This window comes from Streptomyces sp. NPDC055506, assembly GCF_053643595.1.
In genome coordinates, this window is sequence record NZ_JBSHKH010000172.1 from 1 (window position 1) to 14,822 (window position 14,822).

Here is a 14,822-nt window from a genome sequence, read left to right on the forward strand (position 1 = left end):
CACTCTCGGCTTCGCTCGAGCGGGGGGGGACCCCCACCGCCCACCCGTGCCGCCCTAGCGGCACGCATGCCCGCAGCCAGGTAAACGAACGGGCGGGCAGGTGCTGGTGCGCCTGCCCGCCCGTTCTGTGTTGCTTCAGTCCTTGATTTCGCAGATCGCCGCGCCGGACGTGACCGAGGCGCCGATTTCCGCGCTGAGGCCCTTGATCGTGCCCGACCTGTGGGCGTTCAGGGGCTGTTCCATCTTCATCGCCTCGAGGACGACGACCAGGTCGCCCTCCTTGACCTCCTGGCCCTCCTCGACGGCCACCTTGACGATGGTGCCCTGCATGGGGGAGGCGAGGGTGTCGCCGGAGGCGACGGGGCCCGACTTCTTCGCCGCGCGGCGCTTGGGCTTGGCGCCCGCCGCCAGGCCCGTGCGGGCCAGGGACATGCCGAGCGAGGCCGGGAGGGAGACCTCCAGGCGCTTGCCGCCGACCTCGACGACGACCGTCTCGCGGTCCAGCTCCTCCTCCGCCTCCGTGGCGTCGGCCGGCGCGGCGAAGGGCTTGATCTCGTTGACGAACTCCGTCTCGATCCAGCGGGTGTGGACCGTGAACGGGTCGGACGAGCCGGTGAGCTCGGGGGCGAACGCCGGGTCCTTCACCACCGCGCGGTGGAACGGGATCGCCGTGGCCATGCCCTCGACCTGGAACTCCTCCAGCGCGCGGGAAGCCCGCTCCAGGGCCTCCTTGCGCGTGCGGCCGGTGACGATCAGCTTGGCCAGCAGGGAGTCCCACGCCGGGCCGATGACCGAGCCGGACTCCACGCCCGCGTCCAGGCGGACGCCCGGGCCGGCCGGCGGGTCGAACTTCGTGACCGTGCCGGGGGCCGGGAGGAAGTTGCGGCCCGGGTCCTCGCCGTTGATGCGGAACTCGAAGGAGTGGCCGCGCAGCACCGGGTCGTCGTAGCCGAGCACCTCGCCGTCGGCGATGCGGAACATCTCGCGGACGAGGTCGATGCCCGCGACCTCCTCGGTGACCGGGTGCTCCACCTGGAGGCGGGTGTTGACCTCGAGGAAGGAGATCGTGCCGTCGAGGCCGACGAGGAACTCGACCGTGCCGGCGCCGACGTAGCCGGCCTCCTTCAGGATCGCCTTGGAGGCCGAGTACAGCTCCTCCACCTGCGCGTCGGACAGGAAGGGGGCGGGAGCCTCCTCCACCAGCTTCTGGTGCCGGCGCTGGAGGGAGCAGTCACGGGTGGAGACCACGACGACGTTGCCGTGCTGGTCGGCCAGGCACTGGGTCTCCACGTGCCGCGGCTTGTCCAGGTAGCGCTCGACGAAGCACTCGCCGCGCCCGAACGCGGCGACCGCCTCGCGCACCGCCGAGTCGTAGAGCTCCGGCACCTCTTCGAGCGTGCGCGCGACCTTCAGGCCTCGGCCGCCGCCGCCGAAGGCCGCCTTGATGGCGATCGGCAGACCGTGCTGCTCGGCGAAGGCGACAACCTCGTCGGCGCCGGAGACCGGGTCGGGCGTGCCCGCCACCAGCGGGGCGCCCGCGCGCTGCGCGATGTGCCGGGCGGCGACCTTGTCACCGAGGTCGCGGATCGCCTGCGGGGGCGGCCCGATCCAGATCAGGTCCGCGTCCAGGACCGCCTGGGCGAAGTCCGCGTTCTCGGAGAGAAAGCCGTAGCCCGGGTGGATGGCGTCCGCGCCCGACTCCCGCGCGGCCTTCAGCACTTTCTCGATGTCGAGGTAGCTGGTGCCCGGGGTGTCACCGCCCAGGGCGAACGCCTCATCCGCGGCGCGGACATGCAGAGCGTCCCGATCCGGGTCGGCGTAGACGGCCACGCTCGCGATGCCGGCATCCCGGCAGGCCCGGGCCACACGGACAGCGATTTCGCCACGGTTGGCGATGAGCACCTTGCGCACGATGAGGCTCCCTCCTTGAAACAAGCCGAGTTTAGGGACTGCCGACACGGCACTTCGACCCGTCCCCAGTGGTGAGCTTGCCCACACGGAGCGTGATGCGAGGCTCGCTCGACCCGCGAAATCCCTTGTCGCACCGCGGTACGCAGCACTCCTGCGGGAAACCCTAGCCGTCTCCTGTGGTCAAGGTCTCTGTCATCACGTGCTGCGGGCCACTCCGTTTCTTTGTGGAGTCCCTACGAATGGCCCAATGATTCTTTGCCCGCCGCTGAACCCTTGTCCCAGGGTTTACCTGTCAGTAGCGTTCGCGATGTCTCGAACGTACTAGGGGTAAGAGGGTGGGCCCGGTGGTGCGCAGGCCGGTGGCATGGGTCGTGGCGGTGGTGCTCTTCGGTGAGGCGTTCGGCATCGCCGCGCTGAACTGGTTCCTCGGGGTCGTCGTCGACCGGCAGGACATGTCCCTGGCCGGGCTCGATCCGCACATGATGTCGGTGTCGTCGAAGATCGGCGGGATCGCCTTCGGCCTCTACTTCGCGCTGTGCGGCCTGGTCGCCCTGCTCGTGGCGCTGCGGGACCGCCCCCCGGCGGGCCTCGGGCGGGTGCTGCTGATCAGCGCGGCGGTCGTGCACGGGCTGCTGGGCGCCTTCACGTGGGGAATCGTCGGCTGGCCCGCGTTCCTTTTCATGATGCTGGTGCTCGGCCTGATCGTCCTGCTGCTGATGACGTACGACCGACCGGCCGAGCCGGTCATCGCTCCGCCGGCGCCCACAACTCCGTGATGCCGACGCCCAGGTCTGCGAGGAGCCGCCGGACCAGGGGCAGGCTGATGCCGATCACGTTGCCGTGGTCGCCGTCGATGCCGTTGATGAACGGGGCCGAGCGGCCGTCCAGGGTGAAGGCCCCGGCGACGTAGAGGGGTTCGCCCGAGGTGACGTAGGCGGCGATCTCCTCGTCCGTCGGGTCGCCGAAGTGGACGACCGTGGACGCGGTGGCGGAGACATAGCGGCCGGTGAGCGTGTCGTAGACGCAGTGGCCGGTCTGGAGGGTGCCGGCGCGGCCGCGCATCGACTTCCAGCGGGCCGTGGCCTCCTCGGCGTCCGCGGGCTTGCCGAGGGCCTGGCCGTCCAGGTCGAGCACCGAGTCGCAGCCGATCACGAGCGCGCCCTTGGTCTCCGGACGGGCCGCCACGACGGAGGCCTTCGCCTCGGCGAGGGCGAGCGCCAGCTCGGCGGGGGTGGGAGCGGTGACGGCGTCCTCGTCGACGCCGCTCACGATCACCTCGGGGGTGAGTCCGGCCTGGCGGAGCAGTCCGAGCCGGGCGGGGGACTGGGAGGCGAGGACGAGTCGCCTGCGGGGCTGAGCGGTCATGCAGTCAGGTTAGTCACTTGGGCGAGGCCGGCTCACCTGATGCCGATCACCAGCATGCCCACGAACATGGCCAGTGCCACGAGAACGCCCAGCCGCCGGAGCATGTCCTGCATGTCGCGGAGCTCTTTCGGCGGTTCGTTCTCGGGGTCGGACCACAGCATGAGTCCAGCGTGCGGCTCGGCAGGGCGGGGGCGCCTGAGTAGGGATACTCAAATCGGCGCCCCGCCTTGTCGAGCGATCAGGACGGCCAGTAGGTCCTGCCCCAGGCCGCCGGCCCCGGCTGGGGCAGGCGGTGGGATGCGATGCGGGACGGGTCGGACCAGGAGTCGCGGGGGACCGGTGCGCCGGGCGGGGTCTCTGTCGCCGCCGCGGCGCGGGCCCTGACCACCGCCAGTGCGGCGGCCAGCTCCTCCGGGGTCGGATTGCCCCGTACGACCTTGATCGTCATGTGGGTCTCCTGGGCTCGCTGCGGGCTAGAGGGGGATGTTGCCGTGCTTCTTCGGAGGCAGGGATTCCCGCTTCGTGCGCAGTTGACGCAGACCCCGTACGACATGGCAGCGGGTGTCGGACGGCATGATCACCGCGTCGACGTAGCCACGCTCGGCCGCGACGTAGGGGTTGAGCAGGGCGTCCTCGTACTCCTGGATCAGCCGGGCCCGCACCGCCTCGAGGTCCTCACCGTTCGCCTCCGCCTCGGCGATGGTGCGGCGGTGCAGGATGTTGACCGCGCCCTGGGCGCCCATGACGGCGATCTGGGCGGTGGGCCAGGCGAGGTTGAGGTCGGCGCCCAGGTGCTTGGAGCCCATGACGTCGTAGGCGCCGCCGAAGGCCTTGCGGGTGATGATCGTGATCAGCGGGACCGTCGCCTCGGCGTAGGCGTAGATCAGCTTGGCGCCGCGGCGGATGATGCCGTCGTGCTCCTGGTCGACGCCGGGCAGGAAGCCGGGGACGTCCACGAAGGTGATGACCGGGACGTTGAAGGCGTCGCAGGTGCGCACGAAGCGGGCCGCCTTCTCCGAGGCGGTGATGTCGAGGCAGCCGGCGAACTGCATCGGCTGGTTGGCGACGATGCCGACGGGGTGGCCCTCGACCCGGCCGAAGCCGGTGACGATGTTCGGCGCGTACAACGGCTGCGTCTCGAAGAACTCGGCGTCGTCCAGGACGTGCTCGATCACCGCGTGCATGTCGTACGGCTGATTCGCGCTGTCCGGGACGATGGCGTCCAGCTCGCGGTCCTCGTCGGTGATGTCGAGGTCGGCCTCCTCGGCGAAGACCGGCGGTTCGGAGAGGTTGTTGGACGGCAGGTACGACAGCAACTGCTTGACGTACTCGATGGCGTCCTTCTCGTCCCCGGCCATGTGGTGGGCCACGCCCGAGGTCGCGTTGTGGGTGCGGGCTCCGCCGAGCTCCTCGAAGCCGACGTCCTCGCCGGTGACGGTCTTGATGACGTCGGGCCCGGTGATGAACATGTGCGAGGTCTGGTCGACCATGACCGTGAAGTCGGTGATGGCCGGGGAGTAGACGGCGCCGCCGGCGCAGGGGCCCACGACCAGGCTGATCTGCGGGATCACGCCCGAGGCGTGGGTGTTGCGGCGGAAGATCTCGCCGTAGGCGCCGAGCGAGGCGACGCCCTCCTGGATCCTGGCCCCGCCGGAGTCATTGATGCCGATGACCGGGCAGCCGGTCTTCAGGGCGAAGTCCATGACCTTGACGATCTTCTGGCCGTAGACCTCGCCGAGCGCCCCGCCGAAGACCGTGAAGTCCTGCGAGAAGACGGCGACGGGGCGGCCGTCGACGGTGCCGTACCCGGTGACGACGCCGTCGCCGTACGGGCGGTTCTTGTCCAGTCCGAAATTGGTGGACCGGTGCCGGGCGAACTCGTCCAGCTCGACGAAGGAGGCTTCGTCCAGGAGGAGTTCGATCCGCTCACGGGCCGTCAGCTTGCCCTTGGCGTGCTGCTTCTCGACGGCGCGTGCGGAGCCGGCGTGCGTCGCTTCCTCGATACGGCGCTGGAGATCCGCGAGCTTGCCCGCGGTCGTGTGAATGTCAGGCTGCTGCAGCTCTTCCGGCTCGGACATCGGGATGCGGCTCCCTGCCTGCTCAAAAGGGGGGACGGTTACTCATCCGTAGAGTAGTGCGGTGCCCTCGGGTCGGCAGTGCGGCGTTTACCACACCTAGGGTGGCTTGCATGACGCCGCGAGATGCAGCAGAGCCGAGTGAGCCGAACGGTAGCCGTTGGTCGGACCTGGACCGCCCGCCCCTCAATGTCACCGCCCTCCGCCGGGGGCTGGTGCGGGAGGGAGGGCTGTGGTCGGAGGTGGACGTGGTGCAGCGCACCGGCTCCACCAACTCCGACCTCGTGGCCCGGGCGGACAAGGGGGAGGCCGCCGAGGGCGCGGTGCTCGTCGCCGAGGAGCAGACGGCCGGGCGAGGCCGCCTGGACCGGCAGTGGACGGCGCCGCCGCGGTCGGGCCTGTTCTTCTCCGTGCTGCTCACGCCGGGCGAGGTGCCGGTGGGGCGGTGGGGGTGGCTGCCGCTGCTGACGGGTGTGGCGGTGGCGACGGGGCTGTCGCGGGCTGCGGGTGTCGACACGGCCCTGAAGTGGCCGAACGACGTGCTGGTCACGGTGCGGGGCGAGGAACGCAAGGCCGGGGGGATCCTCGCCGAGCAGGCCGGTGACCACGGGGTCGTGATCGGGGTCGGCATCAATGTCTCGCTGAAGGAGAACGAGCTGCCGGTGCCTACGGCGGGGTCGGTGGGGCTGGCCGGGGCGGTGAGTACGGATCGGGATCCGCTGCTGCGGGGGGTGCTCCGTTCTCTGGAGGAGTGGTACGGGAAGTGGCGTGCGGCGGGGGGTGACCCGGAGGTGAGCGGGTTGCAGAAGGCGTACGCGGCGTCCTGCGCGACGCTCGGACGGACCGTGCGGGCGGAGTTGCCGGGGGATCGGGGCGTCGTGGGGGAGGCGGTGGCTGTGGACGGGGACGGGCGGTTGGTGCTGGCGACGGAGGATGGCGTGCAGGAGCCTGTGGGGGCGGGGGACATCGTGCATCTGAGGCCGGTTTGAGCTGAGGCCGGGTGGGTGCGCAGCTCGGCGCGACGAGGTGCCGCCGCGCCCACCCGTGCCGCCCTTAGCGGCACGCATGCCCGCAGCTGAGTGCCTGACGGAGTGAGCTGGCGCACACCTGCCGTAGAGTTGAGGCCGGTCGATACATGACCGTGACAGATCGGAAGGGCAGCACGCGTGACCGTCGAAGACCCGGACTCCGGCACGGACGCGCAGGGCGCCGACCCCGGCGAGGACCCGCTCGCCCTGCGCCTCGAAGGGCTCATTCTGGGGGCCGAGCGCCGGTACACCCCGTTTCAGGCGGCCCGTAGCGCCGGTGTCTCCATGGAACTGGCCTCCCGCTTCTGGCGGGCGATGGGCTTCGCGGACATCGGGCAGGCCAAGGCCCTCACCGAGGCGGACGTACTCGCGCTGCGGCGTCTCGCCGGTCTCGTCGAGGCCGGGCTGCTGAGCGAGGCGATGGCCGTACAGGTGGCCCGGTCCACCGGGCAGACCACCGCACGGCTCGCCGAGTGGCAGATCGACTCGTTCCTGGAGGGGCTGACCGAGCCGCCCGAGCCGGGCATGACCCGTACCGAGGTGACGTATCCGATCGTCGAGCTGCTCCTGCCCGAGCTGGAGGAGTTCCTCGTCTACGTCTGGCGGCGTCAGCTCGCCGCCTCGGCCGGTCGGGTCGTGCAGGCCGCCGACGACGAGGAGATGGTCGACCGGCGGCTCGCCGTGGGCTTCGCGGACCTGGTCGGTTTCACCCGGCTGACCCGCCGGATGGAGGAGGAGGAGCTCGGCGAGCTGGTCGAGGCCTTCGAGACCACGGCCGCCGACCTGGTGGCCGCCAACGGTGGGCGGCTGATCAAGACCCTCGGCGACGAGGTGCTGTACGCCGCCGACGACGCGGGCGTCGCCGCCGAGATCGCCCTGCGGCTGATCGAGACCATGGCGCACGACGAGACGATGCCGGAGCTGCGTGTCGGCATGGCGTTCGGCACCGTGACCACCCGTATGGGCGATGTCTTCGGTACGACCGTGAACCTGGCCTCCCGGCTCACCTCGATAGCTCCGAAGGACGCCGTCCTCGTCGACACCGCCTTCGCCGAGGAGCTGATCCGCACGCAGGACGCCCCGTCCTCCGAGGCGGAGGCGGCCGAGGAGGCCGCGGCGGCCGAGAAGGAGGGCGAGGAGCCTCCGGCGTACCGGTTCGCGTTGCAGCCGATGTGGCAGCGGCCCGTGCGTGGGCTGGGCGTCGTGGAGCCGTGGCTGCTCACGCGGCGGGACCTGGGCTGACAGGGGCGGTCAGCCGCGGCGTCCCGGCGTGTCCACGCACACGCCGATGACCGGCACGCACAGCCCCGGGTCGTCCGGGTTCTTCGGCTGCTCGGGTTTCTTCGGCTGCTTGGGCTCGGGCGCCGGGGCGGGCGTGGTCCGGCTCGGCGGAGCGGGCTCAGCCGGGGCCGGGCTTGGGGCGTCGCCCTGTGTGGCCGGTGCCGGGGTGTTCGGCGTGTCGGGGATGGTCGTGGGCCGGTCAGCGGCGGTCGTGGCGGCCCCTCGGGTGCCGGTAGCGGCGGGCGGGGCCGGTCGTGCGTCCCTGGTCGCCGTGGACGGGGTCAGGCCGCCCAGGGCCGCGGGTGACGAGGGGCTGGCCTCGGGGGCGGCGGCCGGGAAGGACGCGGCGGTGTCGGCGGTCCGGCCCGTGTCCGTGCCGGTGGTGACCGGGTCCGGGCGGGGTTCGGCCTCGATGGTGCCGACGCTGTCGGGGCTCGGGCCGGGGGCCAGACGTACGAGGCTCAGGGCGCCGGCGGCCAGGGCGAGGCCGCCGGCGGCGAGCAGGGCCTTGTGGGAGCGGGGCTTGCGGTGGCGGCCCCGGACCCGGGGGGCGAAGGGGTCGGTCTCCGTCGGGGGCGGCTCGGCGGGTGCGACCGGCTCCGTTCGGCGGGGTGCCGTGGCAGTCCCGGTGTCCCGCTGTGGCCTGGTCGGTGTGTTCGCCCTCATCACGGTTCCTCCCCGATGCGCACGCGCCCCCTGTGCGCCGTTGGCGGACGCACGCTATGCGCTCCCATGGGCGGTCGGGCCGGAATTGAGGTGATGTCACTCGAACGGGTGGGCGGGTGAGCGCGGGAACCGGTCGCGTCCGCTCTTTCGTGCGGGGGGTGCGGCTGCGATGATCGGGGCGGTGAGGTTGTTAACCCGCGTTAACCGGAGGGTGTCATGAACGAGGAACGGTTCGGGGAGTTCGTGCTGGTGCGGCGGCATGAGCAGGGACATGTCGCGGAGCTCGTCCTCGACCGGCCCAAGGCCATGAACGCCGTGTCGACCGGGATGGCGCGGTCCGTCGCCGGGGCGTGTGCGGCGCTGGGGGAGGACCGGGACGTACGGGTGGTCGTGCTGACCTCGACTCATGAGCGGGCGTTCTGCGTGGGGGCCGACCTGAAGGAGCGGAACTCGTTCAGCGACGCGGATCTGGTGCGGCAGCGGCCGGTGACGCGTGGGGCGTACACCGGGGTGCTGGAGGTGCCGGTGCCGACGGTGGCGGCGGTGCACGGGTTCGCGCTGGGGGGCGGGTTCGAGCTGGCGCTCGCGTGTGACGTGATCGTGGCGGACCGTACGGCGGTGGTGGGGCTGCCGGAGGTGTCGGTGGGGGTGATTCCCGGGGGTGGGGGCACGCAGCTGCTGCCGCGTCGGGTGGGGGCGGCTCGGGCGGCGGAGCTGATCTTCTCGGCGCGGCGGGTGGAGGCCGTGGAGGCGGGCGAGTTGGGGTTGGTCGATCAGGTGGTGGAGGAGGGGCGGGACCGGGAGGTGGCGCTGGAGCTGGCCACTCGGATCGCGGGGAATTCGCCGGTGGGGTTGCGGGCGGCGAAGCGGGCGTTGCGGTTGGGGCAGGGGTTGGACTTGCGGGCGGGGCTCGAGGTGGAGGACGCGGCTTGGAGGGCGGTGGCGTTTTCGGGGGATCGGGCGGAGGGTGTGGCGGCGTTCAACGAGAAGCGGAAGCCGGAGTGGCCCGGGGAGTGAGCTGGGGTTTGTTGGCCGGTACTCGGCGTTGGTGCTGGGGGCGGGTGGGTGCGCAGCTCGGCGCGACGAGGTGCCTCCCCCACTCTCGGCTTCGCTCGAGCGGGGGGACCCCCACCGCCCACCCGTGCCGCCCTGGGGGCACCTCCCAGGCCCTTAAGGCACTGGGGGAGGCACGCATGCCCGCAGCTTGGTCGTCCCCGTTCGCGTCGTCCACAGAACGGATTGGCTGAAAAGTCCCTAGCCTGGAGTGATGGGTGAGGACAGACGGCTGGTGGCCGTCGTCGCATTGGCTCAGGGGATGGCGGCCGCGCACGGGCCGCGTGAGGCGTGGCGTGCGGCGGCTGCCGGGGCGTGCCGGGCGCTGGGCGGGAGTTTCGCCGCGCTGTCGGTGTGGGAGCGGGAGCTCGGGCGGCTGAAAGTCCTCGTGAACGTGGGTGCGCTGGCCGACGGGGAGGAGGAGTTCCCGGACGACGAGGCCTATCCGGTGCACCAGTTCGCGGAGATCACCGAGTTCCTGCACGAGCAGTGGGCGGCGGGGGGCGGGGAGCCCGACGCGTGGGTGGAGACCGCCGAGGGGCCCGCCGCCGGGCGGCGTCCCGGCTACTGCCATCAGCGTGTCGCCGCCCTGCGCCGACGGGGCCGGGGCTGCTGCGTGGTCGCGCCGATCGTGCTGCACGGGCGGGCCTGGGGCGAGCTGTATGTCGCCCGCCCGGCCGGTGAGGCCGTCTTCGAGCGGGCCGACGCCGACTTCGCCACCGTCCTGGCCTCCGTCGTGGCCGCCGGCATCGCCCAGACCGAGCGCCTTGAGGAGGCCCGGCGGCTCGCGTTCACCGACGCGCTGACAGGACTCGCCAACCGTCGTGCCGTGGACGTACGCCTGGAGCAGGCGATCGAGCGGCACCGCAGGGACGGCGCGGTCGTCAGCCTCGTCGTCTGCGATCTGAACGGGCTCAAGCGGGTCAACGACACCCATGGGCATGCCGTCGGCGACCGGCTCCTGGAGCGTTTCGGCTCGGTGCTGTCGCTGTGCGGGGCCATGCTGCCGGGGGCGCTCGCGGCGCGGCTCGGCGGGGACGAGTTCTGTCTGCTGGCGGTCGGGCCGCCCGCCGACCAGGTCGTGAAGGCGGCCGGCGAACTGTGCCGCCGGGCGTCCGAGTTGGAGCTCGGGGACGGTGTGGCCTGCGGGGTCGCCTCGACCGAGGATCCGATCGGGCCCGTACGCTCCGCGCGGCGGCTGTTCCGGCTCGCGGACGCCGCCCAGTACCGGGCCAAGGCCGAGCGGGCCGCCCGGCCGGTGGTCGCGGGCCGGGCCGGGCCGGATGATCCCGTCATGCGGCTGGCGGACGAGCCGTCCAAGGGGGCCGACGGGGAGCGCCGGCGGTTCCGCGGGCGGCATGCGCCGTAGGGCAGCGGTCGTGTGATGTATCGGTAAGGGGTGAACCCCGCCCCCAGTGGTGACATCATCGAATTCACTGCGTACGCTCCTGAATATGGATATGCACACTGTGGTGGTGGGGACGTCCGGCGTGACCGCGTCCGACGTGCTCGCCGTGGCGCGTGCCGGTGCCCGCGTCGAGCTCTCCGAGGAGGCGGTGGCCGCCCTCGCCGCGGCCCGCGAGATCGTGGACGCGCTGGCGGCCAAGCCGGACCCCGTGTACGGCGTGAGCACCGGCTTCGGGGCCCTGGCGACCCGGCACATCAGCCCGGAGCTGCGCGCACAGCTCCAGCGCAACATCGTCCGCTCGCACGCCGCTGGGATGGGGCCGAGGGTGGAGCGGGAGGTCGTGCGCGCCCTGATGTTCCTGCGGCTGAAGACCGTCTGCTCCGGGCGCACCGGCGTACGGCCCGAGGTGGCGCGGACGATGGCCGACCTCCTCAACGCCGGCATCACCCCGGTCGTGCACGAGTACGGCTCCCTCGGCTGCTCAGGCGACCTCGCACCGCTGTCCCACTGCGCGCTCGCGCTCATGGGCGAGGGCGACGCCGAGGGCCCCGACGGTGCCGTACGCCCGGCCGCCGAACTCCTCGCCGCGCACGGCATCCAGCCGGTCGAACTGCGCGAGAAGGAAGGCCTCGCCCTCCTCAACGGCACCGACGGCATGCTCGGCATGCTGGTCATGGCCCTGGCCGACCTGGACACGCTCTACCGGTCCGCCGACATCACGGCCGCCCTGTCGATGGAGGCCCTGCTCGGCACCGACCGGGTCCTCGCGCCCGAACTGCACGCCATCCGGCCGCATCCGGGGCAGGCCGCCAGTGCCGCCAACATGCTGGCCGTGCTGAAGGGCTCGGGCCTGACCGGGCACCACCAGGACGACGCCCCGCGCGTCCAGGACGCCTACTCGGTGCGCTGCGCCCCGCAGGTCGCCGGGGCCGGGCGGGACACCATGGCCCACGCCCGGCTGGTCGCCGACCGCGAGCTGGCGTCGGCGGTCGACAACCCGGTGGTGCTGCCCGACGGACGGGTGGAGTCCAACGGCAACTTCCATGGGGCGCCGGTCGCCTACGTCCTGGACTTCCTCGCCATCGCCGCCGCCGACCTCGGCTCCATCGCCGAGCGGCGCACCGACCGGCTGCTCGACAAGAACCGCAGCCACGGCCTGCCGCCGTTCCTGGCCGACGACGCCGGTGTGGACTCGGGCCTGATGATCGCTCAGTACACGCAGGCCGCGCTGGTGAGCGAGCTGAAGCGGCTCGCCGTACCGGCGTCCGCCGACTCGATCCCGTCCTCCGCGATGCAGGAGGACCATGTCTCGATGGGCTGGTCGGCGGCGCGCAAGCTGCGCACGGCCGTCGACAACCTCACCCGGGTCCTCGCCGTCGAGCTGTACGCCGCCACGCGCGCCGTCGAGCTGCGCGAGGGGCTGACGCCGGCGCCCGCGACGCGGGCGGTCATCGACGCCGTACGGGAAGCGGGAGTTCAGGGTCCCGGGCCGGACCGGTTCCTGGCGCCCGACCTGGCCGCCGCGGACGCCTTCGTGCGCGACGGGCGGCTGCTCGCCGCGGTGGAGACGGTCACCGGGCCGCTTCAGTAGTACGACCAGTACGACGAATGCGGCAGGGGCCTTGCCGGGCGGCAGGGCCCCTGGGTGGTCGCCCTTGCGCCAAGTGCGCTCAGAGACCGAGCCGTTCCCGGCGGACCGAATAGGCGACGAAGCCCGCGCCCAGCATGAGGAACATCGTGCCGCCGGCCACGTAGGGCGTGCTGTCGAAGCTGCCCGTGTCGGCGAGACGGGTGTCGGTGACGGAGTCGCCCGCGGTCGTGGCCGCGATCCGCGCCTGCTCTGTGACCTGCGGCGACGGGCTCGTCGAGACCGCGTCTCTCACCGGGGAGTCCGACGTCGCGTTGGCGGACGGGACGAACCACAGGGCGCCCAGCAGAGTCGCTGCGGCGGTGGTGGTCAGCAACGGGCGGCGAGCGGATGACACGGAATATCGATCCCCTTGTGGCACTGGCGAATTGGCCGTGTGGGGTGATGTTAGTAAAAGGCGCGGGTCACGGGAAAGTCACGGGAGATCCTGGACGTACGCTCCCGCCATGAGCACTCCTGAGACATCACGTTTTGTACGGGTTCGGGTGGAACTCGTTCTGGAGGTCGACGACGCGGACGCGGTCACCAAGTCCGCGCTGCGCCGGATCGCCGACGACGCCGAGTTGCCGGCGTCGGAACGGGTACACGCCGAGAACGCTGTGACGGAAGACACCGCTGAGGCCCTCGCGTACCTCGTGGACCCGTTCGACCTGGTCAGCCAGGTCCCGGGGGTCGAACTCCAGCAGGCCTCCTGGAGCAGCGAGCGGATCGAGTACGACCCCGATTCGCCGGACTGGGACTACGACGAGGATGATGATGAGGGCGAGTACGACCTGATCGACGATGAGGACAGTGACGAAGAGGACGGCGGAAGCCGGGCGCACGCGGCCGGCTGAGGCGGCTCGGGGAAAACCTGACCCCGGGTGGCAACCGCCGCCCGGGGTTTCGTCGTCTCAAGCGACGCACCGACCGCACCAGCACCATCCGCGCCGCGGACGTGGTGATCCCCACACCTGTGTCACATGGGGAACCGGACCAACCGGTCGTAGCGTTGAAAGGTCTCGACGAGGACTCACGAGTCCACGCGGGGGCACTTGGTCTTGACGGGGACACACTCGGGGTCTTGGGGAAATCGGCAACGATGGAGAAGCGTGTGATAACGGTCAGTAAGCGGCGCAAGGGCCTGGCGGTCGCGTCCGCACTGCTCGGTGGAGTGCTGGCGCTCTCGGCCTGTACGGGCGGCGACGACAACGCCTCCGGGAGTGACGGCGGCGACAGCTCCCAGTCGAAGGTCGACGAGGCCGCGGCCAAGAAGACCTCCGCGGCCCAGATCAAGATCACGCCTGAGGACGGCTCCGACAACGCCTCCATCAACAACTCCGCCGCCGTCACCGTCAGCAAGGGCACGCTCACGGACGTCACGATGACGACCTCCGACGGCACTGAGGTCAGCGGCCAGATATCCGCCGACAAGAAGAGCTGGAAGCCGAGCGCCCAGCTGGAGCGCTCCACGAACTACAAGCTCGCCGCGGAGGCGAAGGACGACGAGGGCCGCGTCGCCCACGAGAACGCCTCCTTCACCACGGTCTCCCCGGCCAACAGCTTCATCGGCAACTTCACCCCGGACGACGGCACCACCGTCGGCGTCGGCATGCCGGTCTCGATCAACTTCGACAAGGCGATCACCAACAAGGCCGCCGTCCAGAAGGGCATCAAGGTCAGCACGACCGGCGGCCAGGAGGTCGCCTGCCACTGGTTCAGCGCCAACCGCATGGACTGCCGCCCCGAGGAGTACTGGAAGGAAGGCTCCACCGTCACGCTGAAGCTCGCGCTCGACGGTGTCGAGGGCGCCGAGGGTGTCTACGGGGTCCAGCAGAAGACGGTCACCTTCAAGATCGGCCGCAACCAGGTCTCGTACGTCGACGCGAAGACCAAGCAGATGAAGATCACGCAGGACGGCAAGACCGTGCGGACCATCCCGATCTCCGCCGGCTCGCCCGAGAACAAGACCTACGAGGGCATCATGGTGATGTCCGAGAAGTTCAAGGAGACGCGCATGAACGGCGCGACCGTGGGCTTCACGGACGACGACGGCAAGGGCGAGTACGACATCAAGGACGTGCCGCACGCCATCCGCCTCTCCAGCTCCGGCACCTTCATCCACGGCAACTACTGGGGCGCGAAGTCCATCTTCGGCAGCGCGAACACCAGCCACGGCTGCGTCGGCCTCCAGGACGCGAAGGGCGCCGACGACCCGAAGACGCCGGGCGCGTGGTTCTACAACAACTCGATCCTCGGTGACGTGGTCGTCGTCCAGAACACCGGCGACAAGACGGTCGCGCCGGACAACGGCCTCAACGGCTGGAACATGAGCTGGGCCGACTGGAAGGCCGGTTCGGCGGCCTGACGGTCCGGTAGCTCCTGACGGTCCGGTAGCTCCCGAGTTG

At 71.2% G+C, this 14,822-nt stretch carries 15 protein-coding genes; 8 read left to right on the forward strand and 7 right to left on the reverse strand.

Going from position 1 to position 14,822, the window contains the following annotated elements:
- Window positions 1-135: 135 nt before the first annotated feature.
- Window positions 136-1,911, reverse strand: a complete 1,776-nt coding sequence (locus ACWIF2_RS37015) for an acetyl/propionyl/methylcrotonyl-CoA carboxylase subunit alpha (protein WP_454365574.1) — start codon at window positions 1,909-1,911, stop codon at window positions 136-138.
- A 344-nt stretch (window positions 1,912-2,255) separates the two neighbouring features.
- Here ACWIF2_RS37015 and ACWIF2_RS37020 point away from each other — a divergent pair, with 344 nt between their 5' ends.
- Complete coding sequence (locus tag ACWIF2_RS37020) at window positions 2,256-2,687, forward strand: hypothetical protein (RefSeq protein WP_454365576.1); 432 nt, start codon at window positions 2,256-2,258, stop codon at window positions 2,685-2,687.
- On the opposite strand, the gene ACWIF2_RS37025 is transcribed toward ACWIF2_RS37020, so the two are convergent.
- The 4 genes from ACWIF2_RS37025 to ACWIF2_RS37040 form a co-directional block, all read right to left on the reverse strand.
- A complete protein-coding gene (locus tag ACWIF2_RS37025; protein ID WP_382490034.1) occupies window positions 2,656-3,276 on the reverse strand; it encodes a Maf family protein in 621 nt (206 codons plus the stop codon). The two genes, ACWIF2_RS37020 and ACWIF2_RS37025, sit on opposite strands and share 32 nt — an antisense overlap.
- A 32-nt stretch (window positions 3,277-3,308) precedes the next feature.
- Window positions 3,309-3,437, reverse strand: a complete 129-nt coding sequence (mmpB, locus tag ACWIF2_RS37030; RefSeq protein WP_454365579.1) for a morphogenic membrane protein MmpB — start codon at window positions 3,435-3,437, stop codon at window positions 3,309-3,311.
- Between the two features lie 77 nt (window positions 3,438-3,514).
- Entirely contained in the window at window positions 3,515-3,724 is a 210-nt protein-coding gene (locus ACWIF2_RS37035) for an acyl-CoA carboxylase subunit epsilon (RefSeq protein WP_454365581.1), read from the reverse strand.
- A gap of 25 nt (window positions 3,725-3,749) precedes the next feature.
- Complete coding sequence (locus ACWIF2_RS37040) at window positions 3,750-5,354, reverse strand: acyl-CoA carboxylase subunit beta (protein ID WP_454365583.1); 1,605 nt, start codon at window positions 5,352-5,354, stop codon at window positions 3,750-3,752.
- Window positions 5,355-5,464: 110 nt separating this feature from the next.
- Here ACWIF2_RS37040 and ACWIF2_RS37045 point away from each other — a divergent pair, with 110 nt between their 5' ends.
- Both ACWIF2_RS37045 and ACWIF2_RS37050 read left to right on the forward strand, forming a co-directional pair.
- Window positions 5,465-6,340, forward strand: coding sequence for a biotin--[acetyl-CoA-carboxylase] ligase (locus tag ACWIF2_RS37045; RefSeq protein WP_454365585.1), 876 nt, complete (start codon window positions 5,465-5,467; stop codon window positions 6,338-6,340).
- Between the two features lie 177 nt (window positions 6,341-6,517).
- Entirely contained in the window at window positions 6,518-7,621 is a 1,104-nt protein-coding gene (locus tag ACWIF2_RS37050; protein ID WP_193481709.1) for an adenylate/guanylate cyclase domain-containing protein, read from the forward strand.
- Between the two features lie 9 nt (window positions 7,622-7,630).
- Here the strand turns inward: ACWIF2_RS37050 and ACWIF2_RS37055 are convergent, their stop codons facing one another.
- Complete coding sequence (locus tag ACWIF2_RS37055) at window positions 7,631-8,326, reverse strand: hypothetical protein (protein WP_454365587.1); 696 nt, start codon at window positions 8,324-8,326, stop codon at window positions 7,631-7,633.
- 216 nt (window positions 8,327-8,542) lie between these two features.
- On the opposite strand from ACWIF2_RS37055, the gene ACWIF2_RS37060 reads away from it, so the two are divergent.
- The 3 genes from ACWIF2_RS37060 to hutH all read left to right on the forward strand — a co-directional run bounded on the left by ACWIF2_RS37060 (window position 8,543) and on the right by hutH (window position 12,378).
- On the forward strand, window positions 8,543-9,343 hold the full coding sequence (locus ACWIF2_RS37060) for an enoyl-CoA hydratase/isomerase family protein (RefSeq protein ID WP_454365589.1): 801 nt from the start codon (window positions 8,543-8,545) through the stop codon (window positions 9,341-9,343).
- A gap of 250 nt (window positions 9,344-9,593) precedes the next feature.
- Entirely contained in the window at window positions 9,594-10,748 is a 1,155-nt protein-coding gene (locus tag ACWIF2_RS37065) for a diguanylate cyclase domain-containing protein (RefSeq protein WP_454365591.1), read from the forward strand.
- A 91-nt stretch (window positions 10,749-10,839) separates the two neighbouring features.
- Complete coding sequence (gene hutH / locus ACWIF2_RS37070) at window positions 10,840-12,378, forward strand: histidine ammonia-lyase (protein WP_454365598.1); 1,539 nt, start codon at window positions 10,840-10,842, stop codon at window positions 12,376-12,378.
- 79 nt (window positions 12,379-12,457) lie between these two features.
- Here hutH and ACWIF2_RS37075 read toward each other — a convergent pair whose 3' ends face one another.
- Entirely contained in the window at window positions 12,458-12,772 is a 315-nt protein-coding gene (locus ACWIF2_RS37075; protein WP_454365592.1) for a hypothetical protein, read from the reverse strand.
- A gap of 109 nt (window positions 12,773-12,881) precedes the next feature.
- Between ACWIF2_RS37075 and ACWIF2_RS37080 the strand changes: the two genes are divergently transcribed.
- Together ACWIF2_RS37080 and ACWIF2_RS37085 are read left to right on the forward strand one after the other, a co-directional pair.
- Window positions 12,882-13,271, forward strand: coding sequence for a hypothetical protein (locus ACWIF2_RS37080; RefSeq protein ID WP_454365594.1), 390 nt, complete (start codon window positions 12,882-12,884; stop codon window positions 13,269-13,271).
- A 245-nt stretch (window positions 13,272-13,516) separates the two neighbouring features.
- Window positions 13,517-14,782: a L,D-transpeptidase gene (locus ACWIF2_RS37085; protein WP_454365596.1), complete on the forward strand. Its 1,266-nt coding sequence runs from the start codon at window positions 13,517-13,519 to the stop codon at window positions 14,780-14,782.
- Window positions 14,783-14,822: the final 40 nt, after the last annotated feature.